This is a genomic window from Stenotrophomonas sp. GD03654 (genome assembly GCF_029845105.1).
In the GTDB taxonomy this organism is placed as follows: domain Bacteria; phylum Pseudomonadota; class Gammaproteobacteria; order Xanthomonadales; family Xanthomonadaceae; genus Stenotrophomonas; species Stenotrophomonas africana.
Genome location: NZ_JAOCLC010000019.1, coordinates 14,557 through 40,904, shown reverse-complemented (window position 1 = coordinate 40,904; position 26,348 = coordinate 14,557). Strand labels below are relative to the sequence as shown.

Annotated in this window: 16 protein-coding genes; 10 read left to right on the top strand and 6 right to left on the bottom strand. The window is 66.4% G+C overall.

Translation table 11 applies throughout. From position 1 onward, the window contains the following. Positions 1-4: 4 nt before the first annotated feature. Positions 5-1,048 (bottom strand): DUF1176 domain-containing protein, encoded by a 1,044-nt coding sequence (locus N5J73_RS09440; protein WP_049447109.1) that lies wholly within the window; start codon positions 1,046-1,048, stop codon positions 5-7. Between the two features lie 122 nt (positions 1,049-1,170). Between N5J73_RS09440 and recJ the strand changes: the two genes are divergently transcribed. Both recJ and N5J73_RS09430 read left to right on the top strand, forming a co-directional pair. After that, positions 1,171-2,928 carry a single-stranded-DNA-specific exonuclease RecJ gene (gene recJ / locus N5J73_RS09435; protein ID WP_049447106.1) on the top strand — a complete coding sequence of 586 codons (1,758 nt, stop codon included), beginning with the start codon at positions 1,171-1,173 and terminating at the stop codon, positions 2,926-2,928. 144 nt (positions 2,929-3,072) lie between these two features. Then, the gene (locus N5J73_RS09430; RefSeq protein ID WP_164078684.1) at positions 3,073-5,985 is read left to right on the top strand and encodes a VIT domain-containing protein; all 2,913 of its coding nucleotides are present in this window, start codon (positions 3,073-3,075) and stop codon (positions 5,983-5,985) included. A gap of 102 nt (positions 5,986-6,087) precedes the next feature. Here the strand turns inward: N5J73_RS09430 and N5J73_RS09425 are convergent, their stop codons facing one another. Further along, positions 6,088-7,287 (bottom strand): acyltransferase family protein, encoded by a 1,200-nt coding sequence (locus N5J73_RS09425; protein ID WP_049447101.1) that lies wholly within the window; start codon positions 7,285-7,287, stop codon positions 6,088-6,090. 175 nt (positions 7,288-7,462) lie between these two features. On the opposite strand from N5J73_RS09425, the gene N5J73_RS09420 reads away from it, so the two are divergent. The 8 genes from N5J73_RS09420 (at position 7,463) to N5J73_RS09385 (ending at position 20,088) form a co-directional block, all read left to right on the top strand. Continuing rightward, positions 7,463-8,323, top strand: coding sequence for a LytTR family DNA-binding domain-containing protein (locus N5J73_RS09420; protein WP_049447100.1), 861 nt, complete (start codon positions 7,463-7,465; stop codon positions 8,321-8,323). Positions 8,324-8,485: 162 nt separating this feature from the next. Continuing rightward, a protein-coding gene (gene prfB / locus N5J73_RS09415) for a peptide chain release factor 2 (RefSeq protein WP_014037064.1) occupies positions 8,486-9,611 on the top strand; the annotation gives its coding sequence in 2 pieces (ribosomal slippage) (positions 8,486-8,560 and positions 8,562-9,611; 1,125 coding nt in all). A 154-nt stretch (positions 9,612-9,765) separates the two neighbouring features. Further along, positions 9,766-10,548 carry a helix-turn-helix transcriptional regulator gene (locus N5J73_RS09410; RefSeq protein ID WP_049447098.1) on the top strand — a complete coding sequence of 261 codons (783 nt, stop codon included), beginning with the start codon at positions 9,766-9,768 and terminating at the stop codon, positions 10,546-10,548. A gap of 617 nt (positions 10,549-11,165) precedes the next feature. Beyond that, entirely contained in the window at positions 11,166-12,551 is a 1,386-nt protein-coding gene (locus tag N5J73_RS09405; RefSeq protein ID WP_049444803.1) for an NAD-dependent succinate-semialdehyde dehydrogenase, read from the top strand. Between the two features lie 63 nt (positions 12,552-12,614). Beyond that, complete coding sequence (locus N5J73_RS09400; protein ID WP_049444802.1) at positions 12,615-14,255, top strand: acetolactate synthase large subunit; 1,641 nt, start codon at positions 12,615-12,617, stop codon at positions 14,253-14,255. Between the two features lie 251 nt (positions 14,256-14,506). After that, complete coding sequence (gene lysS, locus N5J73_RS09395; protein ID WP_049444799.1) at positions 14,507-16,018, top strand: lysine--tRNA ligase; 1,512 nt, start codon at positions 14,507-14,509, stop codon at positions 16,016-16,018. Positions 16,019-16,223: 205 nt separating this feature from the next. Further along, positions 16,224-17,363, top strand: a complete 1,140-nt coding sequence (locus tag N5J73_RS09390; protein ID WP_006364528.1) for a two-component system response regulator — start codon at positions 16,224-16,226, stop codon at positions 17,361-17,363. Further along, complete coding sequence (locus N5J73_RS09385) at positions 17,356-20,088, top strand: response regulator (protein WP_049444796.1); 2,733 nt, start codon at positions 17,356-17,358, stop codon at positions 20,086-20,088. The genes N5J73_RS09390 and N5J73_RS09385 overlap by 8 nt, the downstream gene beginning before the upstream one ends. A gap of 12 nt (positions 20,089-20,100) precedes the next feature. Here N5J73_RS09385 and N5J73_RS09380 read toward each other — a convergent pair whose 3' ends face one another. The 4 genes from N5J73_RS09380 to betB all read right to left on the bottom strand — a co-directional run bounded on the left by N5J73_RS09380 (position 20,101) and on the right by betB (position 26,339). Beyond that, entirely contained in the window at positions 20,101-20,970 is an 870-nt protein-coding gene (locus N5J73_RS09380; protein ID WP_012480080.1) for a crotonase/enoyl-CoA hydratase family protein, read from the bottom strand. Between the two features lie 200 nt (positions 20,971-21,170). Next, entirely contained in the window at positions 21,171-22,847 is a 1,677-nt protein-coding gene (locus N5J73_RS09375; protein ID WP_049444794.1) for a long-chain fatty acid--CoA ligase, read from the bottom strand. Positions 22,848-23,082: 235 nt separating this feature from the next. Next, on the bottom strand, positions 23,083-24,765 hold the full coding sequence (gene betA / locus N5J73_RS09370; protein WP_049429885.1) for a choline dehydrogenase: 1,683 nt from the start codon (positions 24,763-24,765) through the stop codon (positions 23,083-23,085). 101 nt (positions 24,766-24,866) lie between these two features. Beyond that, complete coding sequence (gene betB, locus N5J73_RS09365) at positions 24,867-26,339, bottom strand: betaine-aldehyde dehydrogenase (RefSeq protein WP_049444792.1); 1,473 nt, start codon at positions 26,337-26,339, stop codon at positions 24,867-24,869. Positions 26,340-26,348: the final 9 nt, after the last annotated feature.

Sequence of the window (26,348 nt, the reverse complement as noted above, 5' to 3'; positions counted from 1 at the left end):
GCATTCAGCGCACCTCACTGAGCAGGGTTGGCAGCATCCAGTGCCCGCCCGGCATGCCACGGCACAGGCCGGTACTGAACGCACTGCTGGGCTGGAATCTCTGGCCATCCCATGCCCAGTCCGAGCCGGAAACGCAGTCGCCGATGCCGCGGCCTTTGTAGCGCGCGTAGAGCGTGCGTTCGACGCGCGAGAAGCCCTCTGCTTCCATCGTGACCGTCTGCGGGGCGAACGGGGGCCGGTCGCGCGCGATCCAGAAGCCATTGCTGTAGTTGTACGCGCCCATCTGGCACAGCGCCTGCACCAGTACGTGGTGCTCGTCCAGCCGCTCGATCACCATTTCCGGGGTGCCCGTGTACTCGATCAGGCGCGGACAGTCGTCACTGTCGCCGAGCGTGGCGATCAGGGCGTCGCGCAGCGCTTCGCTGCTTCCCAGTCCGCGGTCACCGGAACGTGGCGCCGCCAGCGCCGCGCTCACGATCACCGGCTTGGCACGCGCAGCCGGCACAGTCGTTTCGGCACGCGTACCCCTCCGCGCCAGGGCGCCGGGTGTTCCGATCCGCCCTTGTGCCTCGTCCATCTTCAGCAGTACGGCGGCAGCCCCACGGTCGGAAATCGGCCAGCGCGTGCCGTTGCTGTCGATGACCTCGATGCGGGCCTGGCCGGGCAGGGCGGCGAGCAGTGCTTCAACCTGCGCGGGCCGCAGCGCCACGGCCTCGTCGGCACCGGTGTCCTGCACCGGGCCCAGATCACGGCCGTTCACCTGCAGGCGCAGCGCGCCTTCAGGCATTGCGCTTTCGCCATCCTCGCCCACCCGCAGCCGCGCCTTCACTGCCGTACCGGGGCCGCCTGCACGTTCCAGCATCAGGCCCAGCAGGCTGTCTGCGTTTTCCGGGCCATAACCCGCGGCACGGCAGGTGCCGGTGTTGTCGCAGGCCAGGAACCAGTCGTGGTGCACGAACTCGATACCGGGTGTGACCAGCGTGTTTCCAGCGTGGGAGGCGAGTGGCAGCAACAGGCCGACAATCAGTGCGGACAGCGGGCGATGCATGGCGAATTCCGTTTCAGAAGCGAACAAGCATGGGCGATCGCCACCTCTGCGCCAAGCCCGGGAAGAGCCGGACCAGCCGGGCGGGGTATCATGCCCGGGTCTTCCGTAACCCGGCGATGCCGATGTCCCTTGCCGCCGATGCTGTGCAGCCCGCCTTTGATACGCCGACGATCCGCCGCCGCGATGCGGTAATACCCGGCAATTGGCCGGACGGCACGCTGCCGCTGTTGGCGCGGCTCTATGCCAGCCGTGGCGCAGGTACACCGGAGTTGGCGCAGCCGAAGCTGGGCAATCTGCACGCGCCTGAGCTGCTGACCGGCATCGACGATGCGGTGGGCCTGTTGGTTGAGGCCATCGCCAACGACAAGCGCATCCTGGTGGTTGGCGATTTCGACTGCGATGGCGCCACTGCCTGTGCGGTCGGCGTGCGCGGCCTGCGCATGCTGGGCGCGCAGCATGTCTTCCACGCAGTGCCGAACCGAATGGTGCACGGCTACGGCCTGTCGCCGTCACTGGTGGACGAGCTGGCCGCGCTGAAGCCGGACCTGCTGGTCACGGTTGACCACGGCATTGCCTGCCACGCCGGTGTCATCGCGGCCAAGGCGCGTGGCTGGCAGGTGCTGGTCACTGACCATCATCTTCCCGGTCCGCAGCTGCCGCCGGCCGATGTCATCGTCGATCCCAATCTCGACGGCGACGCTTTCCCCAGCAAGTCGTTGGCCGGTGTCGGCGTGATCTTCTATGTGCTGATGGCGCTGCGCCGGCAGATGCGCGAGGCCGGCGTTTTTGCCGATGGCAAGGGGCCGGACCTGACCACGCTGCTGGATATGGTGGCGGTCGGCACCGTCGCCGACCTGGTGGCGCTGGATCCGAACAACCGTGCACTGGTCAGTGCGGGCCTGCGCCGTCTGCGCGCAGGGCAGGGCTGTGTCGGCCTGCGTGCGCTGATCGAAGCCAGCGGCCGTGACGCCACGCGACTGACCGCCACCGATATCGGCTTCGCACTCGGCCCACGCCTGAACGCGGCGGGCCGGCTGGAAGACATGGCGCTGGGCATTGCGCTGCTGCTGACCGAAGACCCGCGCCAGGCGCGCGAGATCGCGCAGACGCTGGAGCAGATCAATTCGGAACGGCGCGCCGTGCAGCAGTCGATGACCGACGACGCCGAGCAGGCATTGACCCGCGTGGTGCTGGACATGGCCGGCCAGCGCCCGGTGGCGGCCTGCCTGTTCGATGCGGACTGGCATCCGGGCGTGGTCGGCCTGGTCGCGTCGAAGATGAAGGATCGCCTGCATCGCCCGGTGATCGCCTTCGCCCCGGCCGAACCCGGCGCCGACACCCTGCGTGGCTCAGCCCGCTCGATTCCCGGCCTGCACATCCGTGACGCACTGGCGCTGGTCGACGCGCGTCATCCGGGCTTGATCGAACGTTTCGGTGGCCATGCCATGGCGGCTGGACTGAGCCTGCGGCTGGATCACGTCAATGACTTCAAGGCCGCCTTCGTCGCCGTGGTACTGGAAATGCTCGACCCGGCGGCACTGCAGCAGCAGGTCCTCAGCGACGGCGAACTGGCCGCGGACGAACTCGACCATCGCCACGCTGATGCGCTGCGTCTGGCGGGCCCTTGGGGCCAGGGCTTCCCCGAGCCGCTGTTCGACGGCCACTTCGAAGTGGCCAACTGGCGCGTGCTGAAGGAGCGCCACCTCAAGCTGGAACTGCGCCTGCCGGGCGTGCCCGGCACGATCAACGCGATCCACTTCGGCGGCTGGCACGGCAACGCGCCGGGTCGCCACGTGCATCTCGCCTATCGTCTCGCCTGCGACGACTATCGTGGTGGCAGCGCCATCCAGCTGATAGTCGAGCACTGCCTGCCCGCCTAGAAAAGGGGGACGGAGGGGATTAAGCCGTTTCTGCCTTGTTTGCCAATTGCGACTTAATCCCCTCCGTCCCCTTTTTGGGGTCCCGCCAACCCCGTTCCGGTAGCTCGTGCGTTCAACGGTTCACGATCCCACTGGAGTCCGGTCATGGTCTTCGCCCGTAGCTGCACCGTGTTGTTGCTGGCCCTCGCGGCCTGGCCCGCTGGCGCGCAGTCGCCGCCGATCTCCCGGCCGCAGGCCGCCACGCCTCTCCTGATCGCGCCCGCTGCCGAACAACCGGTGCAACTGCAGCGTGCCCGCATCGAGGGCGAAGTCCAGGCCGGCGTCGCCCAGACCCGGATCTCCCTGGAATTCCACAATCCGAACCGGCGCGTGCTGGAGGGCGAGTTGCAGTTCCCGCTGGGCGACGGTCAGCAGATCAGCGGCTTCGCGCTGGATATCAACGGCGAGATGCGTGACGCGGTGCCGGTGCCCAAGGACCGCGGCCGCCAGGTGTTCGAGGAGATCGCCCGCCGCGGCGTCGACCCGGGCCTGCTGGAACAGACCGCCGGCAACCAGTTCCGGCTGCGCATCTACCCGCTGCCGGCCGGTGGCAGTCGGCGTGTACAGCTGGTGATTCGCGAGCCGTTGGCCTTCGCCGGCCAAGGCTGGCAGTGGACGCTGCCGCTGCAGTTCGCCGCCGGTGCAGCCTCGGTTGAACTGAAGCTGCAGGCGCCCGGCGCGACCACTGCAGGTACCGCGCCATTCCGCATCAGCGCGGGCCAGATGCAGTGGCAGGGCAAGGGCGCGCAGTTGCCGAAGCAGCTGCAGTGGAGCCTGCCGGCAGCCCGCCAGGCGCAGGTGCAGGTGGCGCCCTGGGAGGATGGCCATTACCTGCTGGCGCAACTGCCGGTGGCGGCCAGCAGCAGGCCCCGTACGCTGCCCAGCGAGATCGGCCTGCTGTGGGACGGCTCCGGTTCGGCGGGGCAGCGCGATCGCACGCGTGAGTTCGCACTGCTGGATCACTACTTCGCCGCGATGGGCGACGGCACCGTGGCCTTGACCGTGCTGCGCGATCGCGCCGAGCCGGTAAGGCGCTTCCGCATCCGCGCCGGTAACTGGAGTGAGCTGCGTGCGGCATTGCAGGCCGTACGCCCGGACGGTGCCAGCGCGCTGGCGCAGTGGCAGCCGCAGCCGGGCGTGAAGGAATACCTGCTGGTCAGCGATGGCCTGCTGACCTATGGGCCGGAACAGCTGCCGGCGATGGCGCCGTACCAACGCCTGTTTGCGGTCAGCAGCGCCGGTGCGCGCACCGATGCCGTGCGACTGCGTGGCTGGAGCCAAGCGCATGGTGGTCGCTTCGTCGCGCTGGGGAAGGATGTCGAATTGGCCGCCCGTGAGCTGCTGTCGTCGCCGCTGGATGTGCAGGTCGATGCAGGACGCGGCGTGCAGGACGTGGTGATCGATCGTCGCAGTGAAGCCCAGGGCTGGTTGTGGCTGCATGCACGACTGGCGGCCGACGGTGTGCCGATGCGGGTGCGCGTGGGTGGCGGCGAATGGCAGGCGCTGCCCGCCACGCAGAAGAGCAACGACGGAGAACTGCTGGCGGGCTTGTGGGCGCAGGCGCGCCTGCAGCAGCTGGCCGCCGATCGCCGTGGCAACCGCGAGGCGATGCAGCGCCTGTCTCAACAGTTTGGCCTGGTGGGGCCGGATACCTCGCTGATCGTGCTGGAGACACTGGAGGACTACCTGCGCTATGCGATCCGCCCTTCGGGCACGCTGCGCGCCGAGTACGACGCCAGGTTCGCAGTGCAGGTAAGAGATCGCGCCGCTGCTGATCGCCAGCGCCTGGATGAGGTGGCGGCACGCTGGAAGGAGCGCCAGCAGTGGTGGAACCGCAGCTGGCCGAAGGGAATGCCGCCGCAGGCAAAAGGCGGGGCACTGGAAGTGGCGTCCGCGGACCACGCGATGGAATCAGCGCCGGTGGCGATGCTCGCCGCGCCGGCCCCGGCGGCACCACCCGCCCCGGCACCGATGGCCGCCGCCGCCGAGCAGCGCACGGAAGCCAGCAGCGCGCGTGCGCGTCGCTCAGCACCTGCATCGAACATGGCCCTCGATTCAATCACGGTCACTGGTGGCCGTGTCGCTGCGCCCGCTGCCGCCAACGAGGGCGAGCTCGGCATCCAGTTGGCGGCCTGGCAACCGGACTCGGCCATCGCCAAGCGCCTGCGCGAGGGGCCGCCGTCGCAGTTGTATGACCGCTATCTGGCCGAGCGCGATGCCCACGCCGACAGCAGCGCATTCTTCCTCGATGTGGCCGACTTGCTGCTGGAGCAGGGCCAACGCGACCTGGCGCTGCGCGTGCTGTCGAATCTGGCAGAGATGGACCTGGACAATCGCCACCTGCTGCGCGTGCTCGGCTACCGCCTGATGCAGGCTGATGCCCCCGCATTGGCGGTGCCGGTGTTCGAGCAGGTGCTGATGATGGGCCAGGAAGAGCCGCAGAGCTTCCGCGATCTTGGCCTGGCGCTGGCGGCGGCCGGCAAGCCGCAGCAGGCGCTTGCGCCGCTGTACCAGGTGGTGGTGCGGCCGTGGGACAGCCGCTTCGATGGCATCGCCCTGATCGCACTGGATGAGCTGACCAACCTGGTGGCCCGCAGCACGCCCCGGCTGGATACCACCGGCATCGACCCGCGCCTGCTGCAGGCGATGCCGCTGGACCTGCGCGTGGTGCTGTCGTGGGATGCCGACAACAGTGACATGGACCTGTGGGTGACCGACCCGAACGGCGAGCGCGCGTATTACGGCAACCGCCTGACTTACCAGGGCGGGCAGATGTCGCAGGACTTCACCGGCGGTTATGGTCCCGAGCAGTTCTCGCTGCGCAACGCCAAGCCCGGCAAGTACAAGGTGGAAGCGAATTACTTCGGCAGCCGCCAGCAGCTGGTGACCGGTGCCACGACCCTGATGCTGCGCCTGACCACCCATTGGGGCACGGCAAAGCAGAAGGACCAGATGGTGACGATGCGGTTGAAGGATCGCGCCGAAACCGTGCTGGTGGGCGAGTTCGAGGTGCGTTGAACGCTCGGACACCCGTGTAGAGTCGAGCTGGCTCGACTGCCTTGATGCAGAGCCGGGCCCATGCTCGGCTCATGGCAGAGGCAGCCGAGCGTGGGCTCGGCTCTACACTACCGCGGCGCGCGCGATCGGCGCCGCAGGTGGATCGGCACGCAGGCCGAACAGGGGCCGCAGCCAGCGCGAACGACGGATCAGCAGTTCATGGATCAGCAGGCAGCCGCCGACGGTACCGCCGAGCAGCAGGGCCGGTTCGGCCCACGGCCCCAGCTGTAGCGGCTTGAGCCAGAACAACAGCACGATGATCAGGCTTTGGTGCAGCATGTACCAGGGATAGATCGCCTCGGTGCAGTACGGCAGCCAGCGGAACGGGCGGTCGAGGACGACCTTGCCCCAGCCCAGGATGGTCAGCAGCGCGGTCCAGACGTACAGCGACTGGCTGGTCCTGCCCTGCAGATCCCAGAACGCTTCGGGCCATTGCCGCAGCGAGGAGTCAGCCGGCAGTACCTGGCCGAGGATGCGCAACCCCAGATACCAGGCGATCGCGGCCAGCGCCAGCCATAGCGTGGTGCGGCGCAGGGCGACCACACGCTGCCAGAACACCGGCTCGCGACCGAGCAGGTAGCCTGCCAGGAACACCGTTGCGTATTTGGCGTGCTGGTACCAGTCGCCAAGCAGGGCATTGGTGGACGGATAGATCGGCTCCAGCCAGATTACCCAGGCCAGCAGCAGGGCGGACGGCAGGCCGATCAGCAGCATCGGCGATGCAGCGCAGAACGCCACCGCGCGGCGCACCACCGGCCTTCCCAGCAATGGCATTAACAGGGCCAGGGCCAGCGTGTAATTCCACAGATAGGCCAGGTACCACAAGTGGTTCCAGGTGATGCCGTACTGCCAGCCGGCGAAACTCCCTTCCGGCCACGGCCGCACCTGCCAATAGCGCAGCAGGAAGTGGCCGAAGCCGGGTGCCACGTGGCCGTTGGCCACCCCTTCGCAGTAGGGCTGGATCGGCACGATCACGAACATGCCGAACAGCAGCGGCAGCAGCAGCCGCCACGTGCGCAGGCCGGCAAAGCGCAGCAGCCTGCCTTCCGGCCGCATCAGGGCGATGGCGATACCCGAGATCAGGAACAGCAGCGACATCCGCCAGCGGTTGACGAACAGCATCGGCCACTGCAGCCATTCGGCGGTATGCACGCTCTTGAGGTGGAAACCCCAGTCGTCCACATAGGCCATGCCGGTGTGGTAGAGGATCAGCAGGGCGAAGGCGAACACGCGCAGGGCGTCGATGTCGTGGCGTCGGGTCATGGTGGTGGTGTGCCGGAAGGTCGAGCCAACGTGACGCCGCCCGGCCCGTGCAGCCACTGCCGAGGGGCCGCCGGAACCCGCGCAGTGACCAATGGCGGGGGTGGCGGGACCAATGGAGCCGCTACCCTTGGTCCCTTGAGGCAGGCTGGAGCACCGCAACGACATGGATGCAGCAATGACCCAGGGCCGACCACCGCGCTGGCGTACTTCGACCCGCCTGCTGGTATGGGCGGCGATCCTGTCGGCTTCAGCGGTGACCAATGCGCTGGTGGAAGTGATGGATGCCAGTCGCCGCGGCGCCGATCTCGGCTTGTGGGAGCCGATGATCTGGGAGTTCAGCAGCCTCGGTCTGATCCTGTTGACCCTGCCGCTGCTGTGGTGGGGCTGCGAGCGCTGGCCGCTGCATGCCGATACCTGGAAGCGGCGATTGCCGCTGTACCTGCTGGCCAGCGTCGGCTGGTCGCTGTTGCATGTGGTGGGGATGATGCTGCTGCGGCACCTGGCCTATGCGTCGCTGGGCCACCGCTACCAGGACGATGCCGGCTGGCTGGAGCGTTTTGCCTACGAATACCTGAAGGATGTGCGCACGTTTGCGATGTTCGTGGCACTGGAGCACTTTGCCAGCTGGTTCGGCCGGCGCAGGCAGGGTGAGGCGAGCCTGCTGGCCGAGCCCGACGTTGGCCCGCCAGTGGAGCCGGTCGAGCGCCCCCAGCACTTTCTGGTGCGCAAGCTGGGCAAGGAGTTCCTGGTTGCCACGGCCGACGTGGAATACGCGCAGGCGGCGGGCAACTACGTGAACCTGCGGGTGCGCGGCCACGATTACCCGTTGCGGATCACCATGGCGGTGCTGGAGCAGCGGCTCGATCCGGCAGTGTTCCTGCGCCCGCACCGCAGCTGGCTGATCCACCGTGACCAGCTGCGCTCGATCGAGCCGCTGGACGGGGGCGAGGCCCTGCTGCACATGGCCGACGGGGCGAAGGTGCCCTGCAGCCGGCGGCAGCTGCCGCTGCTGCGGCAGGCGCTGGGCGGAGGGTAGCGTCGACTGTCAGTCGACTGCTGTTCGTTCAGATTCTGGTGAAGCCTGCGCTGCGCGCGATAGTCGACTCTACCGAGGCGCGGGCGGGGGGCGGGCCTCATGCCGGGAGTCGCCCGCCTGCGGTATCATTACCAGTCATCTTTTGAATGCATAACCGCCGACATGATCGAACTGAATCCTGTCCGCCAGCGCATCACCGATCTGACCGATCGCGTGCTGTCGCTTCGGGGGTATCTTTGACTACGACGCCAAGAAAGAGCGTCTTGAAGAAGTAACGCGGGAGCTGGAAAGCCCCGACGTCTGGAACAACGCCGAGTATGCCCAGAACCTGGGCCGCGAGCGTTCCAGCCTGGAAAAGACCGTGGGCGGCATCGCCTCGGTGCTGGATGGCCTGAACGACGCCACCGAACTGCTCGAACTGGCCGAGTCCGAGCAGGACGAGGACACCGCACTGGCGGTGGTCGCCGACCTGGACAAGCACCAGGCGCACGTCGAGAAGCTGGAATTCCAGCGCATGTTCTCCGGCGAGATGGACAATGCCGCCGCGTTCGTCGACATCCAGGCCGGTGCTGGTGGCACCGAAGCCCAGGACTGGGCCGAGATCCTGCTGCGCATGTACCTGCGCTGGTGTGAATCGCGCGGCTGGAAGACCGAGCTGATGGAAGTCTCCGGTGGCGACGTCGCCGGTATCAAGTCGGCCACGCTGCGCGTGGAAGGCGACTATGCCTACGGCTGGCTGAAGACCGAGACCGGCGTGCACCGCCTGGTGCGCAAGTCGCCGTTCGACTCGGACAACCGCCGCCACACCAGCTTCACCTCGGTGTTCGTGTCGCCGGAGATCGATGACAACATCGACATCACCATCAACCCGGCCGACCTGCGCACCGACGTGTACCGTTCGTCCGGCGCCGGTGGCCAGCACGTGAACAAGACCGAGTCGGCGGTGCGAATCACCCACATCCCGACCAACATCGTTGTGGCCTGCCAGACCGGCCGCAGCCAGCACCAGAACCGCGACAACGCGATGAAGATGCTGGCCGCCAAGCTGTACGAGCTGGAGATCCAGAAGCGCAACGCCGAGAAGGACGCGGTGGAAGCCACCAAGTCCGATATCGGCTGGGGCAGCCAGATCCGCAACTACGTGCTCGACCAGAGCCGTATCAAGGACCTGCGCACCGGCATCGAACGTTCGGATACGCAGAAGGTGCTCGACGGCGACCTCGACGAATTCGTCGAAGCCAGCCTGAAGGCCGGCCTGGCCGTGGGCTCCAAGCGCGTCGATGCCTGATCGACGCGCCTGCGCGGATATCGTCACCCTCGTGCGCAACGCCGAGGGTGGCTGATCACGCTTCCGGTAGAGCCGAGCCCATGCTCGGCTGCTGTTGGCGCAGTAGCAGATGCGTCGAGCATGGCTCGACGCTAGAACGGGTACGGCGGTAGCGATGATGCGCAGCGAAAGTGAACGCAAGGAACTCGGCGGCTTCCTCAAGGCCTGCCGCGCCCGTGTCGACCCCGCCACGCTCGGCCTGCCGGGCGGGCGCCGGCGCACCCCGGGCCTGAAGCGCGAGGAAGTGGCGTTGGCGATCGGGGTCAGCGTCAGCTGGTACACCTGGATCGAGCAGGGCCGCGAAGTGCGCGCCTCGCCCGAAGTGCTGGAGCGCCTGGCGCAGGTGTTGCGCATGAGCGACGACGAGCGCGCCTATGCATTCGCGCTGTCCGGCTACGGCGTGCCTCTGGAATCGCCGGACGAGAGCGTGACCGACGGCCTGCGCCAGCTGGTGGAGGCGATGCAGCCGATCCCGGCCTACGTGCGCAATACCCGCTTCGACATCCTGGCCTGGAACCCGGCCATCGCCGAGCTGTTCGTGGACTACAGCCGGCTGGCGCCGCATGAGCGCAATACGCTGCGGCTGATGTTCCTGTACCCGCCGTACCGCACGCTGATTCTCAACTGGGAAGAAATGACCCGCGGCCTGCTGGCGGGTTTCCGTGCGGCGATGGCGCAGGCGCCGGACAAGGCGCCGTTCCTGGCGCTGGTGGAAGACATCGCCGCGCACAGCGAAGAGTTCCGCCAATGGTGGCCGGAGCACGATGTGCGGCGGTTCGACGAAGGGGCGAAGAAGCTCAACCACCCCACGCGCGGGCTGCTGGACCTGCAGTACGTGGCGCTGGTGCCGGAGAGCCGGCACGATCTTTCCCTGGTTACTTACCTTCCGCGAAGGTAGGTTGGTCGGCAGGGCTGCGCCCTGCACCCGCAGAGGCTTCAAGCCAAGGCAACAGCAACAGCAACAGCGAGCATCCTTGGGATGGCGGGGCGGTGTGGGCTGGCAGGATACGCCGTGAACCCATCCATGGGGGCTCGATGGCGCCATCCATGGCGCCAACGGTCCTGCCAACCCCCACCGCCCCGCCTCAGACAAATTTCGCGCGGCTGTTGGTAGGTGTCGACCTTGGTCGACACATCTGTCAGATATCGAAAGAAATTCCGGGGTCAGATCCCAAGAGTATTCCCGACAGATCGCGGAAATCTGTCGAAGGCGGGGTGGGTCCGGTCGAGGGGGCGTGAGCCGCATGGATGCGGCGACCGAGCTTACATGGACGTACTTGCAGCGCCCCCCTCAACCGGACCCACCCCGCCAACCCACGGAATGCCAGCTTCTGCCGTTGACGTTGCTCTGGCTTCGGCGGGTGCAGGGCGCAGCCCTGCCGGCACCTCCCCCCATTCAGACAGGTAAGTGCCGGTCACAGGATAAGCAGACGCCTTGTTGCCTCCGCCAATCGGGTCCACATTCCTGTGCAGGAGACGGGCCACCGCCCGTTGTCGAGACAACAGGAGCCCTGCATGTCCGCTGCCCCCAGCACTGCCATTTCCCGCGATCCGGCCACCGGCCAGCAGATCGCCAGCCATCCTTTCGCCACCGACGCCGAACTGGAAACAATCCTCGGCCGCGGCCAGGTCGGTTTCGCGGCCTGGAGTGCCAAGAGCCTCGAACAGCGCGCGGATGTACTGCGTGCGATGGCGGCGGTACTGCGCCGCGACCGTGAAAAGCTGGCTGCGCTGGCTACCGCCGAAATGGGCAAGGTCCAGGCCGAATCCCTGGCCGAAATCGAGAAATGCGCCGTGCTGTGCGACTGGTACGCCGACAACGGCGCGAAGTTCCTGCGCGACGAACCGACACAGGTGCCCGACGACAAGGCTTACGTGTCCTACCTGCCGCTGGGCGTGGTGCTGGGCATCATGCCGTGGAACTTCCCGTACTGGCAGGTGATGCGCGCGGCGGTGCCGATCCTGATGGGCGGCAACGGCTTCCTGTTGAAGCCTGCCGAGAACATCGTCGGTACCGCGCAGCTGCTCGACGCCGCCTGGCGCGACGCCGGGTTGCCGGAAGGTACCTTCATCGCCGCGAACATCAGCCGCGAGGGCACCAGCCGTGCCATTGCCGACGACCGCATCGCGGCGGTGACCCTGACGGGCAGCGTGGCTGCCGGCCGCAGCATCGCCGCCCAGGCCGGGCAGGCGCTGAAGAAGGTGGTGCTGGAACTGGGCGGCTCGGACCCGTTCATCGTGCTGGCCGACGCCGATCTGGACGCTGCCGTCGATGCGGCCGTGGCTTCGCGCTTCCAGAACACCGGGCAGGTGTGCATCGCCGGCAAGCGCATCATCGTTGAAGACGCGATATACGACCGTTTCGTGGCGCAGTTCTGCCAGAAGGTGCAGGCGCTGACCATCGGTGATGGCCGTGAAGCGGGCAACCGCATTGGCCCGATGGCCCGCCAGGACCTGCTGGAACAGCTGGACGCGCAGGTGCGCGCTTCGGTGGACGCGGGCGCGAAGCTGCTGGTCGGTGGCCATCAGCTGGATCGCCCGGGCGCTTTCTATGCCCCCACCGTGCTGGCGGACGTGGAGCCGGGCATGCAGGCCTTCGACACCGAAACGTTCGGTCCGGTGGCCTCGATCAGCCGCGCACGCGATGCCGACCATGCGGTGGAGCTGGCCAACCAGAGTGAGTTCGGCCTCAGCGGCAACCTGTGGACCGGCGACCGCGCCCGTGCGATGCAGCTGGCGCGCCGGCTGCAGACCGGTGGCGTGTTCGTCAACGGTTTCTCCGCCTCCGATCCGCGCGTGCCGATCGGCGGCGTGAAGAAGAGCGGCTTCGGCCGCGAACTCTCGCACTTCGGCATCCGCGAGTTCGTCAACGCGCAGACGGTGTGGTTCGACAAGCATTGACGCGCAGCTTCCATCCTTCCTGCAACGATCCATCACCAGTCCAGCGAAAAGGACGGCATTCCAATGTCCAAGGGTTCAGATCTGCTTGTCGCCGCGCTTGAGAACGAAGGCGTCGAGCGCATTTTCGGCATTCCCGGCGAAGAGAATCTCGACGTGGTCGAGTCGCTGCGCCATTCCAGCATCGAGCTGGTCATCACCCGCCACGAACAGGCGGCGGTGTTCATGGCAGCCACCTATGGCCGCCTGACCGGCAAGCCCGGAGTGTGCCTGGCCACGCTCGGCCCGGGCGCGCTCAACTTCACCACGGGCGCGGCCTATGCGCTGCTCGGTGCATGGCCGGTCATCATGATCACCGGCCAGAAGGGCATCGTTGCCAGCAAGCAGGCGCGCTTCCAGATCGTCGACATCGTCAGCACCATGAAGCCGCTGACCAAGCAGGCGCGGCAGATCGTCTCGGCGCGCACAATCCCAACCATCGTCCGCGAGGCATTCCGCACGGCGCTGGAAGAGCGGCCCGGTCCGGTGCTGCTGGAGCTGCCCGAGGACATCGCGGCTGATGAGGTCGGGGACGTGGCGCTGATTCCGCCGCACGCGGTGGATCGTCCCATTGCCAGTCCGGAGGCGTTGGACCGCGCGGCGGAGATCATCCGCAACGCCAAGCGACCGTTGCTGATGATCGCTTCTGCGGCGTCGCGGCCGCAGTCCAGCGAAGCGCTGTCGGCGTTCGTGCTGCGTGCCGGTATTCCGTTCTTCACCACGCAGATGGGCAAGGGCGCGGTGGCCGGTGGATCGGGCCTGTACATGGGCACTGCGGCGCTGACCGAGCGCGACTACGTGCACATGGCCATCGACCAGGCCGACGTGATCGTGACCATCGGCCACGAGGTCACCGAGAAGCCGCCGTTCGTGATGCGCCCGGGGGGGCCGACCGTGATCCATATCGGCTATTCGCAGGCGGCGGTGGAGCAGGTGTACTTCCCGCAGGTGGAAGTGATCGGTGATATCGGCCGCGCGCTGACCCAGCTGGCCGACCGCATCGAAGGCGCGGTACCGAATGCCGATGCGCTGCTGCCGCTGCGCGCGACGATTCTGGAGCACTTGGCCGATCGTGCCGAGGAAGCTGGATTCACACCTCAACGGCTGGTGCACGACGTGCGCCAGGTGATGCCGCCGGACGGCATCGTGGCGCTGGACAACGGCATGTACAAGATCTGGTTTGCGCGAAATTACCGCACCCATGTGGCCAACACGCTGCTGCTGGACAACGCGCTGGCGACCATGGGTGCGGGCCTGCCGTCGGCGATCATGGCCTCGATCCTGTATCCGCAGCGGCGGGTGCTGGCGGTGTGCGGTGATGGCGGTTTCATGATGAACAGCCAGGAGCTGGAAACGGCGCGTCGGCTGGGTCTGAACCTGGTGGTGCTGATCCTCAACGACGGCGCCTACGGCATGATCCGCTGGAAGCAGGCGGTGGATGGCTTCACCGACTACGGCATGACCTTCAGCAATCCCGATTTCGTGAAGTATGCCGAGGCTTATGGCTGCAAGGGGCATGAGGTGACGGCCATCGAGCAGTTCATCCCGACGCTGGAGGCGGCCTTCAATGAGGGAGGGGTGCACCTGGTGTCGGTGCCGGTCGATTACTCGGAGAACCAGCGGGTGCTGGTGGACGAGCTGCGGCAGGCGTTTCCCGGCAACGGCTGACGCCGGGCCAGGCGCTCCTGTGGGTGCCGACCTTGGTCGACGGACCGCCGGCCAAGGCAGGCGCCTGCCGGGGCATCGGTTCCCGGAATCTGGTAGGTGTCGACCTTGGTCGACACGCGGACCGCCAACCAAGGTTGGCGGCCATCTGGGCGGGTCCGGCCCCGGGGCCGGGGCAGGGCGGTTTTGGTATGCTGGGCAACCGGCTGTGCCGGGCGCAGCATCCCCCCTCACTACACGATTCCCGCAGATCCATGAGCGAAGCTACCGATACCCCCCCCGTCGACGAAAACAAGTTGATCGCCGAGCGCCGTGAGAAACTCAAAGCGCTGCGTGGGCAGGGCATCGCGTACCCGAACGACTTCCGTCGCGAGGACTTCGCCGGCCGCCTGCAGGAAGAATTCGCCGATGCCGAACAGTGGACCGCCGAGGCCCTGGAAGGCAACGGCCGCCAGGTGAAGATGGCGGGCCGCCTGATGGCCAAGCGCATCATGGGCAAGGCCAGCTTCGCGCAGATCCAGGACGAGTCCGGCCGCATCCAGCTGTTCCTGCAGGGCACGGTGCTGGGCGATGCCTATACCGCCTTCAAGGGCTGGGACGTGGGCGACATCATCGCCGTCGAAGGCGGCCTGACCCGGACCAAGACCGGCGAGCTGTCGGTCAAGGCCGAATCGATCCGCCTGCTGACCAAGTCGCTGCGCCCGCTGCCGGACAAGTGGCATGGCCTGGCCGACGTCGAGCAGCGTTACCGCCAGCGTTACGTCGACCTGATCGTGACCCCGGAGTCGCGCGCGGTCTTCATCAAGCGCTCGAAGATCATCCGCGCCATGCGCGCGTGGCTGGACAACCGCGACTTCCTGGAAGTCGAGACACCGATGATGCATTACATCCCCGGCGGCGCGGCGGCCAAGCCGTTCACCACCCATCACAACGCGCTGGACCTGGACCTGTACCTGCGCGTGGCGCCTGAGCTTTACCTCAAGCGCCTGACCGTGGGTGGCCTGGAGCGCGTGTACGAGATCAACCGCAACTTCCGCAATGAAGGCGTCAGCACCCGCCACAACCCGGAATTCACCATGATGGAGCTGTACGAGGCCTACGCCACGTACAACGAGATCATGGACCTGACCGAAGGCGTGATCCGTGACGTTGCCAAGGCCGTCAACGGTGGCACCGAGGTCGAATGGGACGGCTCGAAGATCGACCTGGGCCCGGCATTCCGCCGCTGGCGCATGGACGAGGCGGTGCGCCATCACAATCCGGAAATCTCCGCCGCGGACTGCACCGACCGTGACGCGCTGCTGCGCCATTGCGAGCGCTTGAAGATCCGCGTCAAGCCGTCTTACGGCTGGGGCAAGCTGCTGCTGGAGATCTTCGAGGCCACTGTCGAGCACACCCTGATCCAGCCGACCTTCATCACCGATCATCCGGTGGAAGTCTCGCCGCTGGCCCGCGCCAACGACAACGATCCGGGTTACACCGACCGCTTCGAGCTGTTCGTCAACGGCAAGGAACTGGCCAACGGCTTCTCCGAGCTGAATGACCCGGAAGACCAGGCCCAGCGCTTCCAGGCCCAGGTGGCCGCGAAGGAAGGTGGCGACGACGAGGCCATGCACTACGACGCCGACTACATCCGTGCGCTGGAGTACGGCATGGCTCCGACCGGCGGCCTCGGCATCGGTGTCGATCGCCTGGTGATGCTGCTGACCGGTAGCAGCTCGATCCGTGACGTGCTGCTGTTCCCGTACATGCGTCCGGAGCAGTAAGTCGTCTTTTTGACTCCTGTTTGTGCGCGCCGTCGCGAAATGAGACGGCGCGATTGACGCCTCCCGCACTCGGCGTATCGTTAATGCACTACCTTGACGTCTGTTGTGGCTTGATCGGCGTCAGGGGGAGTGCGCACTGTGGAGAGTCCGCTTCACAATGTGATGACGATCATGAACCGGGACGCATGACACGGGAGTCAGGCCGATGCAGGGTGCGAGCGTTCGCAGCGGCAGGGTATCCTCGCCTGCTGATGATCCAGCATGGTCGAGAAACCAGGCAGAGTACGCGTTGAACATCGTCATTGTTGACGACCAGACGTCCGCCCGGACGATGCTGCGTCACGTCATCGAGGACATCGCGCCCGAACTGAGCGTGTATGACTTCGGTGATCCGCTGACCGCATTGGCCTGGTGCGAGGCGCATCCGGTCGACCTGCTGCTGCTCGATTACCGCATGCCGGAGATGGACGGGCTGGAATTTGCCCGTCGTTTCCGCCGTCTGCCCAAGCACCGGGACATTCCGGTGATCCTGATCACCGTGGTCGGCGATGAGCCGATCCGGCAGGCCGCGCTGGAAGCGGGCGTCATTGATTTTCTGGTCAAGCCGATCCGCCCACGCGAACTGCGTGCGCGCTGCTACAACCTGCTGCAGCTGCGCCAGCAGACCGAGAACGTGAAGCAGCGGGCGTTGTCGCTGGAGCAGCGCCTGCTGGCGAGCATGCACGAGGTCGAGGAACGCGAACGCGAGACCCTGTCGCGATTGGCGCGGGCGATCGAGTTCCGTGATGCCGGCACCAGCGCCTACCTTGAGCGCATGGCACGCGTGGCGGGGTTGATTGCCGAACAGCTCGGCCTGCCCGAAGACGACGTCCGCCTGATCGAGATGGCGGCGCCGCTGCACGACATGGGCAAGATCGCCATTCCCGATGCGGTGCTGCTCAAGCAGGGCAAGCTCAACGACGAGGAGCTGGCGATCATGCGCCGGCACCCGCGGATTGGCCATGAGCTGCTCAGTGGCAGCCAAAACCGTTTCATCCAGGTCGGTGCGCTGATCGCGCTGCGCCACCACGAGCGCTATGACGGCAGTGGCTATCCTGATGGCCTGGTCGGTGAGGCGATCCCGCTGGAAGCGCGCATCGTCGCCGTCGCCGACGTTTTTGATGCCCTGATTTCGCCCCGTCCGTACAAGGAAGCATGGACCATGGAAGCCACACTGGCTTATCTGTACGCCCAGCGTGGCCGCCTGTTCGATCCACGTTGCGTGGATGCGCTGATGCGCGGCCACCAGCAGTTGATGGATATCTGCGCCCAGCACTCGACGGCATCGACGCGACCGGGTGGGTGACGTGCAGGACCTGTTCGCACGCGTGAAGCGCCGGTTGGCGCAGCGTCCGGATTCGGAGCATGGCCAGGCGATCGTGCGAGTGGCGCTGATCTCGCTGATCCTGGTCTATGTGGTCCTGTCGGGCGCTCGACTGCACCGCCTGGAGCAGTACCAGGGCGTGCTGGCAACGGTGTTGACCGGGATGGGCCTGTCGCTGCTGCTGTTCGGCTGGCTGCTGTGGAAGCCTGACCGCTCCGATCCACGGCGGGCCATCGGGATGCTGGCCGACTATGGCCTGATCGCAGTCGGCATGATCCAGATGGGCGAACCGCTGGCGTGGGTGTATGCGGTGGTGATGTGGGTCACGGTGGGCAACGGCCTGCGCTTCGGGTCGCGTTACCTGGCCGCTGCCATCGTGCTGGCGATGGTCAGTTTCGGCACTACCGTGCTGTTGACCCCTTACTGGCAGGCCAACCTGGGCCTGGCCATTTCCCTGTGGTTGGGGTTGCTGGCAGTACCGTTGTGCTGCTCCTCCCTGCTGCGCCGAAGGATGCGACATCCGACCATGGATACGACTCCCGCCGCTGGCTCCGACAAGCGCTCGCTGCTGGCCCGCTTCAAGCAGCGCCTGTCCGGGCGCGAGGACAGCGAGCACGCGCAGAACCTGATCCGCATCATCATCACGGCGCTGTTCATCAGCTATCTCGGCTGGCGCTCGCTGAGTGGTGGCGGTGAGGCGCTGACGGCGACCTGGCTGATCCTCGCTTTCGAGCTGACCATCTCCGCCGGCCTGCTGACCGCGATCCTGGTCAATCCGGGCGTGTCGCATGTGCGCCGGGTGATCGGCATGCTGACCGACTACACCTGCATGGCCTGGATCATGACGATCCAGGGCGAGCCGGCCGCGCCGCTGTATGCGGTGATGCTGTGGGTGACGATCGGCAACGGCATGCGCTACGGCAGCACCTACCTGCGTGTGGCCACGGCCATGGGCTGCCTCGCCTTCCTGTGTACGGTGATGCTGTCGCCGTACTGGCGCAGCCACGATTATCTGGGCTGGGGCCTGCTGCTGGGCCTGGGCGCGATTCCGCTGTACTTCGATTCGCTGCTGCATGCCTTGACCCGGGCGGTGGCCGAGGCGCGCCAGGCCAACGAAGCCAAGAGCCGCTTCCTGGCCAACATGAGCCATGAGTTCCGCACGCCGCTGAACGGGCTGGCCGGCATGACCGAAGTGCTGGCCACCACCCGCCTGGACGACGAACAGCGCGAGTGCCTGAACACCATCCAGGCCTCGACCCGCAGCCTGCTGGCGCTGGTGGAAGAGGTGCTGGACATCTCCGCGATCGAAGCCGGCAAGGTGCGCGTGGAGTGGCACGAGTTCGCGCTGGCCGACGTGCTGCAGGCAATCAACCTGATCCTGACCCCGCAGACCCGTTCCAAGTCGCTCGATTATCGCGTGCAGGTGGACGACAACGTGCCGCCGCGCCTGCTGGGTGATGCCGGGCATCTGCAGCAGATCCTGCTGAACCTGATGGGCAATGCGGTCAAGTTCACCGACAGCGGTTACGTGCATCTGCGCGTGTCCAGCCCCGATGCGCTGGGCAGCGAGCGGATGCGGCTGCGATTCGAGATCGTCGATACCGGCATCGGCGTACCTGTGGCGTTGCGCGGGCGCCTGTTCAATGCCTTCGAACAGGGCGATGTCGGCCTTGCCCGACGCCATGAAGGCACCGGTCTGGGCACCGCCATTGCCAAGGGCCTGGTGGAATCGATGGGCGGGCAGGTCGGCTATGCGCCGAACAGCCCGCGCGGCAGCGTGTTCTGGGTCGAGATCACACTGGACGTCGCAGACACCTCTTCAGCCCCGACGGTTCCGTCCGAGGTGGCTGAAGCCGGCAATGTCATCGCGTTTTCCAACCCCTTCCTGCGCCATCGCGCACGGGTGCGCAGCCTGCGGGTTCTGGTGGCCGACGACCATGAAGCCAACCGCATGGTGCTGCAGCGGTTGCTGGAGAAGGCCGGCCACAAGGTTACCTGCGTCAATGGCGGTGCCGAAGTGCTCGATACGTTGGAGCAGGCCAGTTACGACGCCGCGATCGTCGATCTGCACATGCCCGGCATGAGCGGACTCGACCTGCTCAAGCAGCTGCGGGTGATGCAGGCCAGTGGCATGCCTTACGTGCCGGTCATGGTGCTGAGCGCGGACGTCACCCCCGAATCGATCCTGCGTTGCGAGCAGGCCGGTGCCCGCGCCTTCCTTGCCAAGCCCGTGGTGGCCACCCGCCTGCTGGAAGTGCTGGCCGATGTTGCCGCCAACACCCGCGCCGAGTCCGGCATCCAGTCGGTGCCGGCACTGCCGGTCGGCGATGGCGTGCTCGATACCGCTGTACTGGACGAGTTGGCATCACTGGGCATGGGCGATGGCTTCGAACGCAAGTTCATCGACCAGTGCCTGGCGGACGTGGACGCGAGCATGGGCCAGCTGCAGGGCTGCGGCGAGCGCCAGGCGTGGGAGGATTTCCGCGAGCACGCCCACGCGCTGCGTGGCGTGGCGAGCAACCTGGGGCTTGTCCAGGTTGCCGCCTCCAGTGGCGAAATCATGCGCATGGCGGACTGGCAGCTTAAGGGTGAATGGAGCTCCCGCCTCGGCAACCTGGCGACCGCGCTGCGCAACGGCAGGAATGCGTTGGCCGCCCGTAGTGCGGGGGCACCACACCGCGACGACAGCGAGCGCAGCCCGTCCTGACCCGCCAGACGATCAGGCCGGGTCGCCATTGCGCCGGGCCTGCGCCCGTACCAGCCGATCCATGGTGCGCAGGGACTTCTCGCCCAGCTGCATGGCGGTGTCCACCCAGATCTCGGTGATCCGCATCATTTCATGCAGCGGCACCATGGTGGCGATCTCGTTGACCTCACGCATCGCCGCCCACGCGTGCGGAATGCGCCGGCTTTCCTTGATCACCTGTTCGACTGCGGCAACGCCTTCGCCCACCGGCACCACGATGTCGACCAGGCCCATTTCCTTCAGCTGGCTGGCGGTGTAAAGGTTGCCTTCCAGCATGATCTTCTCGGCCAGTCGTGGGCTGATCCGCTGGCACAGGAAGGAGTAGGCGCCCATGCCCGGGAACAGGTCGAACAGCACCTCCGGCAGGCCCATCAGCACGCCTTCCTCGGCGACGATGGTGTGGCAGCTGAGTGCAGCCTCGAAGCCGCCACCCAGTGCATTGCCCTGGACCAGGGCGATGCTGTGGGCACGGGTTCCCAGGCCGGCATGGAAGGCATGCACGCCGCGCACGCAGCGCTGGGCATAGTCGAGCAGGCGGGCGCGGTCGCCTTCGCGGATCAGGCGGCAGAACAGTTCCAGGTCGCCGCCCAAGTTGAATACGTCACTGTCCGAGGCAAGAACGACATGGGGTGACAGAGCGTGCGAGGCGCTGAGGCGATCGCCCAGTTCGCGCTGGTAGTCGACGATGTCATCGACCAGGCGCGAGGCGAAGCACGGGCGGCCCGGCTGGTTGACCAGGTTGGCGTGCATGTGGATCCAGTAGACATCCCGCTCGGGCTCTTCGGTGATGCGCAGGGTAGGGTGCTGCGAGGGGCGGGTGATGATGGGGCGTACTGCGGACATGGGAGTTCTCCGTGTGACCGTCCGGCCAACCGCAGAGCGGACGGAGAGGAGTGGAGGGGGCGAGCTGAACGTGCGGCGGCGACTGATTCTATGCACCCGTCGTGAACCGCCCGCAAGCACTGAACCGGCCATGTTCCGGCAATAAAAAGACCCCGTCGTCTCCGGCGGGGTCCCTGTCCTGCTCGCTTGCCCGGAAACCCTTACTGGGCGGGCGTATCACGCAGCTCGCGACGGAGAATCTTGCCGACGTTGGTCTTCGGCAGCTCTTTTCGGAATTCTACGATTCTGGGGTGCTTGTAACCGGTCAGGTTTGCCCGCGCATGTTCCTTGACCATTTCCGCGGTCAGGTTCGGGTCCTTCTTCACGATCACGACCTTGACCACTTCGCCGGACTTCTCGTCCGGGACACCGACGGCAGCGACTTCCAGCACGCCCGGCATCATCGCGATGACGTCTTCGACCTCGTTCGGGTACACGTTGAAGCCGGACACCAGGATCATGTCCTTCTTGCGGTCGACGATGTAGAAGAAGCCCTGTTCGTCCATCTTCGCCATGTCGCCGGTGTGCAGCCAGCCGTCGGCGTCGATGGCGGTGGCGGTTTCCTCCGGCCGCTGCCAGTAGCCCTTCATCACCTGCGGGCCCTTGATGCACAGCTCGCCCACTTCGCCCAGCGCCAGGATGTTGCCGTTGTCGTCCTTGATACAGGCGTCGGTGGACGGGATCGGCAGACCGATGGCGCCGTTGTACTCGGGCAGGGTGAGCGGGTTGATGCAGGCTGCCGGCGAGGTTTCGGTCAGGCCATAGGCTTCGACCAGGGTCACGCCGGTCACCTTCTTCCAGCGTTCGGCCACGGCACGTTGAACCGCCATGCCACCGCCCAGGGTGAACTTGACCGACGAGAAGTCGATCTCGTCGAAGCCCGGAGTGTTGAGAAGGCCGTTGAACAGCGTGTTGACGCCGGTGATGGCGGTGAAGCGGGTGCCCTTGAGCTCCTTGACGAAGCCCTTCATGTCGCGCGGGTTGGTGATCAGGTGGTTGCAGCCACCGAACTTCATGAAGACCAGCCCGTTCGCGGTCAGCGCGAAGATGTGGTACAGCGGCAGGGCAGTAATGATCACTTCCTTGCCCGGCTCGATGCCCGAGGTCGACAACCATGCCGACGCCTGCTGCATGTTGGCGATCAGGTTGCGGTTGGTCAGCATCGCGCCCTTGGCAACGCCGGTGGTACCGCCGGTGTACTGCAGGAAGGCAATGTCGTCGTGGTCGATCTCGACCTTCGGAAGCGTATGGCGGCTGCCCAGCTTGAGCGCCTGCTTGAAGCGGACGGCGCCCTTGATGTGGTAGTTGGGAACCATCTTCTTGACGTACTTCAGCACGAAGTTGACGATCGCGCCCTTGGCACCGAGCAGGTCGCCCAGGCCGGTGGTGATCACGTGCTTGACCGGCGTATCGGCGATGACCTGCTCGACGGTGTCGCCGAAGTTGTCGACCACCACCAGCGCACTGACGCCGGCGTCGACCAGCTGGTGCTTGAGTTCGCGCGCGGTGTACAGCGGGTTGACGTTGACCACGGTCAGGCCGGCGCGCAGCACGCCGAAAGTGGCCACCGGGTACTGCAGGCAGTTGGGCATCATCAGGGCGACGCGGTCGCCCTTCTTGAGCTTGAGCTCACCCAGCAGGTAGGCGGCGAACCGGGTGACCAGCGCATCGGTCTCACCGTAGGTGAGCACCTTGCCGAAGCTGGAGTAGGCGGGGCGGTCGCGGAATTTCGCGACGGAAGCGTCGAAGACCGAGGCGACCGAATGGAACTCGTTGACGTCGATTTCGGCGGGAACGCCTTTCGGATAGCTCTGCAGCCAGGGACGATCCAGACTCATATTCCCCCTCCAGGAATCGTGATGTTTTAGGTTTCGGCCCTGAGCGTAGCGACAATGGCCGTTCATTGCAGCATACCCCGCCGTAGGGAAAACGCGAAGAGGGGTTCGCGGAGGCTGCAACGGTAGGTGCCGACCTTGGTCGGCACGGGATTGCGAGGGGGGCGCTGTGGAGATGTGCCCACCAAGGTGGGCACCTACCGGTTTGGGGTGTGAGTCGGCAGAAGAGCCGTCTGCGTCAGCCCTGCTTACGCACCGGTGCACCATTGGCCTTGTAGTACGGCGCAGTGCTGCGCGCCAGCGGGGTGCGGCCGCGGATCACGTCGGCCAGCTTCTCGGCCATCATGATGGTCGGCGCGTTGAGGTTGCCGGTCACCACCTGCGGCATGATCGAGGCATCGACGATGCGCAGGCCTTCCAGCCCGTGCACGCGGCCCTGGCCGTCGACCACTGCCATCGGGTCATCGGCGTGGCCCATCTTGTTCGAGCACGACGGGTGGTAAGCGGTCTCGGCATGTTCGCGGACGAACGCATCGATCTGCGCATCGGTCTGCAGCGCGCTGCCCGGGGAAATCTCGCGGCCGCTGTACGGTGCCAGCGCCGGCTGCGCGAAGATCTCGCGGGTGATGCGGATCGCCGCGCGGAACTCGCGCCAGTCCTGGTCGTGCGACATGTAGTTGAACAGGATGCTCGGATGTTCGCGCGGATCCTTCGAACGCACATGGATGCGGCCGCGGCTGGGCGAGCGCATCGAACCGACGTGCATCTGGAAGCTGTGCGCCTTGATCGGGTTGGAGCCGTTGTAATTGATGGCCACCGGCAGGAAGTGGTACTGCAGGTTCGGCCAGTCGAATTCGGCGTCGCTGCGGATGAAGCCACCGGCCTCGAACTGGTTGCTGGCGCCGATGCCGGTGCCCAGGAACAGCCACTCGGCGCCGATAGCCGGCTGGTTGTACAGCTTCAGTGCCGGCGCCAGCGAGACCGGCTTCTTGCACTCGTACTGCAGGTACATCTCCAGGTGATCCTGCAGGTTGGCGCCGACGCCCGGCAGGTGGTGCACCAGGTCGATGTCCAGGCTGCGCAGCAGGTCGGCCGGGCCGACACCCGAGCGCTGCAGGATCTGCGGCGAGGCGATGGCGCCGCCACACAGCAGCACTTCGCGGCGCGCGGTGGCACGCTGCGGCTGGTCGTTGTGCAGCCACTGCACGCCCACCGCACGCTTGCCCGAGAACAGGATGCGGTCGGTCAGCGCGTGGGTGACGATGGTCAGGTTCGGGCGCGGCTTGGCCAGGTCCAGGTAACCACGGGCGGTGCTGGAGCGACGGCCCTTCGGGGTCACCGTGCGGTCCATCGGGCCGAAGCCTTCCTGCTGGTAGCCGTTCAGATCGTCGGTGCGCGGGTAGCCAGCCTGCACGCCGGCTTCGACCATCGCAGCGAACAGTTCGTTGTTGCCGGCCTTCGGCGTGGTCACGCGCAGCGGGCCGTCGCCACCGTGGTAGTCGTTGGGGCCGATGTCACGGGTTTCCGCCTTGCGGAAGTACGGCAGGCAGTCCAGGTAGGTCCAGTCTTCCAGGCCCGGCATGCTGGCCCAGTTGTCGTAATCCATCGCGTTGCCACGGATGTAGCACATGCCGTTGATCAGCGACGAGCCGCCCAGGCCCTTGCCGCGGCCGCAGTCCATGCGGCGGTTGTTCATGAAGGGCTCGGGATCGGTCTTGTACGCCCAGTTGTAGCGCTTGCCCTGCAGCGGGAAGGCCAGTGCCGCCGGCATCTGGGTACGGAAGTCGAGCCGGTAGTCCGGGCCACCGGCTTCCAGCAGCAGCACGCTGACATCGGCATCTTCGGTGAGGCGGGTAGCCAGCACGTTGCCGGCCGAACCGGCGCCGATGATGATGTAGTCGTACTCGTTATGGGTGCTCATGGGTGTCTCCTGCAGGCCGGGGCGCGCTGCGTGCAGGCGTCCCGGCGGAATGTCGGATCGGCGCGGTGGCCGGACGAGGGGGCGTGCTCGGGGCGCGCCGGTCAGAACACGCTGGCGTAGTCGCCCAGTTCCACCTGCACCGACTTGATGCGGGTGTAGTGGCCAAGGGTCGAGATGCCGTTTTCGCGGCCGACGCCGGATTCCTTGTAGCCACCGACCGGCATTTCGGCCGGCGATTCGCCCCAGGTGTTGATCCAGCAGATGCCGGCTTCCAGGCGGTGGATGATGCGGTGGGCGCGGCTGACGTCCTTGCTGACCACGCCGGCGGCGAGGCCGAAGGTGGTGTCATTGGCGCGACGCACCACTTCGTCTTCGTCGTCGTAGGCGAGGATGCTCATCACCGGCCCGAAGATCTCTTCCCGGACAATCGTCATGTCATCGCGGCAGTCGGAGAACACGGTCGGCAGCACGTAGGCGCCATTGGCCAGCGCGCCCTCGGTGGCACGGCCACCGCCGGTCAGCAGGCGGGCGCCTTCGGCCTTGCCGCTTTCGATGTAGCGCAGCACGTTTTCCATGTGCGGGAAGCTGGTCAGCGGGCCGAAGTTGGTTTCGGCGGCCATCGGGTCGCCGATGCGGATGCGCTTGACGCGCTCGACCACGGCGGCCTCGAATGCAGCCAGCATGCTGCGCGGCACGAACACGCGGGTGCCGTTGGTGCAGACCTGGCCGGAGCTGAAGAAGTTGGCCATCACCGCGATGTCGGCGGCGCGGTCCAGATCGGCGTCATCGCAGATCACCAGCGGCGACTTGCCGCCCAGTTCCATGGTCACTTCCTTCAGCGACGAGGAGGCGGCGCTGGCCATCACCTTCTTGCCGGTGGCGACGCCGCCGGTGAAGGAGATCTTCTCGATCACCGGGTGCTCGGTCAGCCACTGGCCGATCTCGCGGCCCGGACCCTGCACGACATTGAACACGCCGGACGGCAGGCCGGCTTCGGTGTAGATCTCGGCCAGCCGGATCGCGGTCAACGGGGTTACTTCCGACGGCTTGAACACCATCGCGTTGCCGGCAGCCAGGGCCGGCGCCGACTTCCACATGGCGATCTGGATCGGGTAGTTCCAGGCACCGATGCCAGCGACCACGCCCAGCGGCTCGCGACGGGTGTAGAAGAAGCTCGATTCGCGCAGCGGCAGCTGGATGCCTTCGATGGCGGTGGCGAGGCCGGCGTAGTACTCGACCACGTCGGCGCCGGTGACGATGTCCACGGTGGTGGTTTCGGCCAGTGCCTTGCCGGTGTCCAGGGTTTCCAGGTGGGCCAGTTCGTCGTTGCGCTCACGCAGGAGCTCGACCGCGCGGCGCAGGATGCGCGAACGCTCCATGGCCGTCATCGCCGCCCACACCTTCTGGCCTTCGGCCGCGCTCTGCACGGCGCGCTCGACGTCGGCCTGGCTGGCGACCTGCACTTCAGCGATCACCTCACCGGTTGCCGGGTTGACGGTCTTGAAGGTCTTGCCGCTGGTGGCATCGACGCGCTGGCCGTGGATGTAGAGCTGTTGGACGGGCAGGGTGGTCATGGGGCGTAC

Coding starts and splice junctions, on each gene's coding strand:
- N5J73_RS09440 (WP_049447109.1), bottom strand. CDS start 1,048: ATGCATCGCCCGCTGTCCGCACTGATTGTCGGCCTGTTGCTGCCACTC.
- recJ (WP_049447106.1), top strand. CDS start 1,171: ATGTCCCTTGCCGCCGATGCTGTGCAGCCCGCCTTTGATACGCCGACG.
- N5J73_RS09430 (WP_164078684.1), top strand. CDS start 3,073: ATGGTCTTCGCCCGTAGCTGCACCGTGTTGTTGCTGGCCCTCGCGGCC.
- N5J73_RS09425 (WP_049447101.1), bottom strand. CDS start 7,287: ATGACCCGACGCCACGACATCGACGCCCTGCGCGTGTTCGCCTTCGCC.
- N5J73_RS09420 (WP_049447100.1), top strand. CDS start 7,463: ATGACCCAGGGCCGACCACCGCGCTGGCGTACTTCGACCCGCCTGCTG.
- N5J73_RS09410 (WP_049447098.1), top strand. CDS start 9,766: ATGATGCGCAGCGAAAGTGAACGCAAGGAACTCGGCGGCTTCCTCAAG.
- N5J73_RS09405 (WP_049444803.1), top strand. CDS start 11,166: ATGTCCGCTGCCCCCAGCACTGCCATTTCCCGCGATCCGGCCACCGGC.
- N5J73_RS09400 (WP_049444802.1), top strand. CDS start 12,615: ATGTCCAAGGGTTCAGATCTGCTTGTCGCCGCGCTTGAGAACGAAGGC.
- lysS (WP_049444799.1), top strand. CDS start 14,507: ATGAGCGAAGCTACCGATACCCCCCCCGTCGACGAAAACAAGTTGATC.
- N5J73_RS09390 (WP_006364528.1), top strand. CDS start 16,224: ATGCAGGGTGCGAGCGTTCGCAGCGGCAGGGTATCCTCGCCTGCTGAT.
- N5J73_RS09380 (WP_012480080.1), bottom strand. CDS start 20,970: ATGTCCGCAGTACGCCCCATCATCACCCGCCCCTCGCAGCACCCTACC.
- N5J73_RS09375 (WP_049444794.1), bottom strand. CDS start 22,847: ATGAGTCTGGATCGTCCCTGGCTGCAGAGCTATCCGAAAGGCGTTCCC.
- betA (WP_049429885.1), bottom strand. CDS start 24,765: ATGAGCACCCATAACGAGTACGACTACATCATCATCGGCGCCGGTTCG.
- betB (WP_049444792.1), bottom strand. CDS start 26,339: ATGACCACCCTGCCCGTCCAACAGCTCTACATCCACGGCCAGCGCGTC.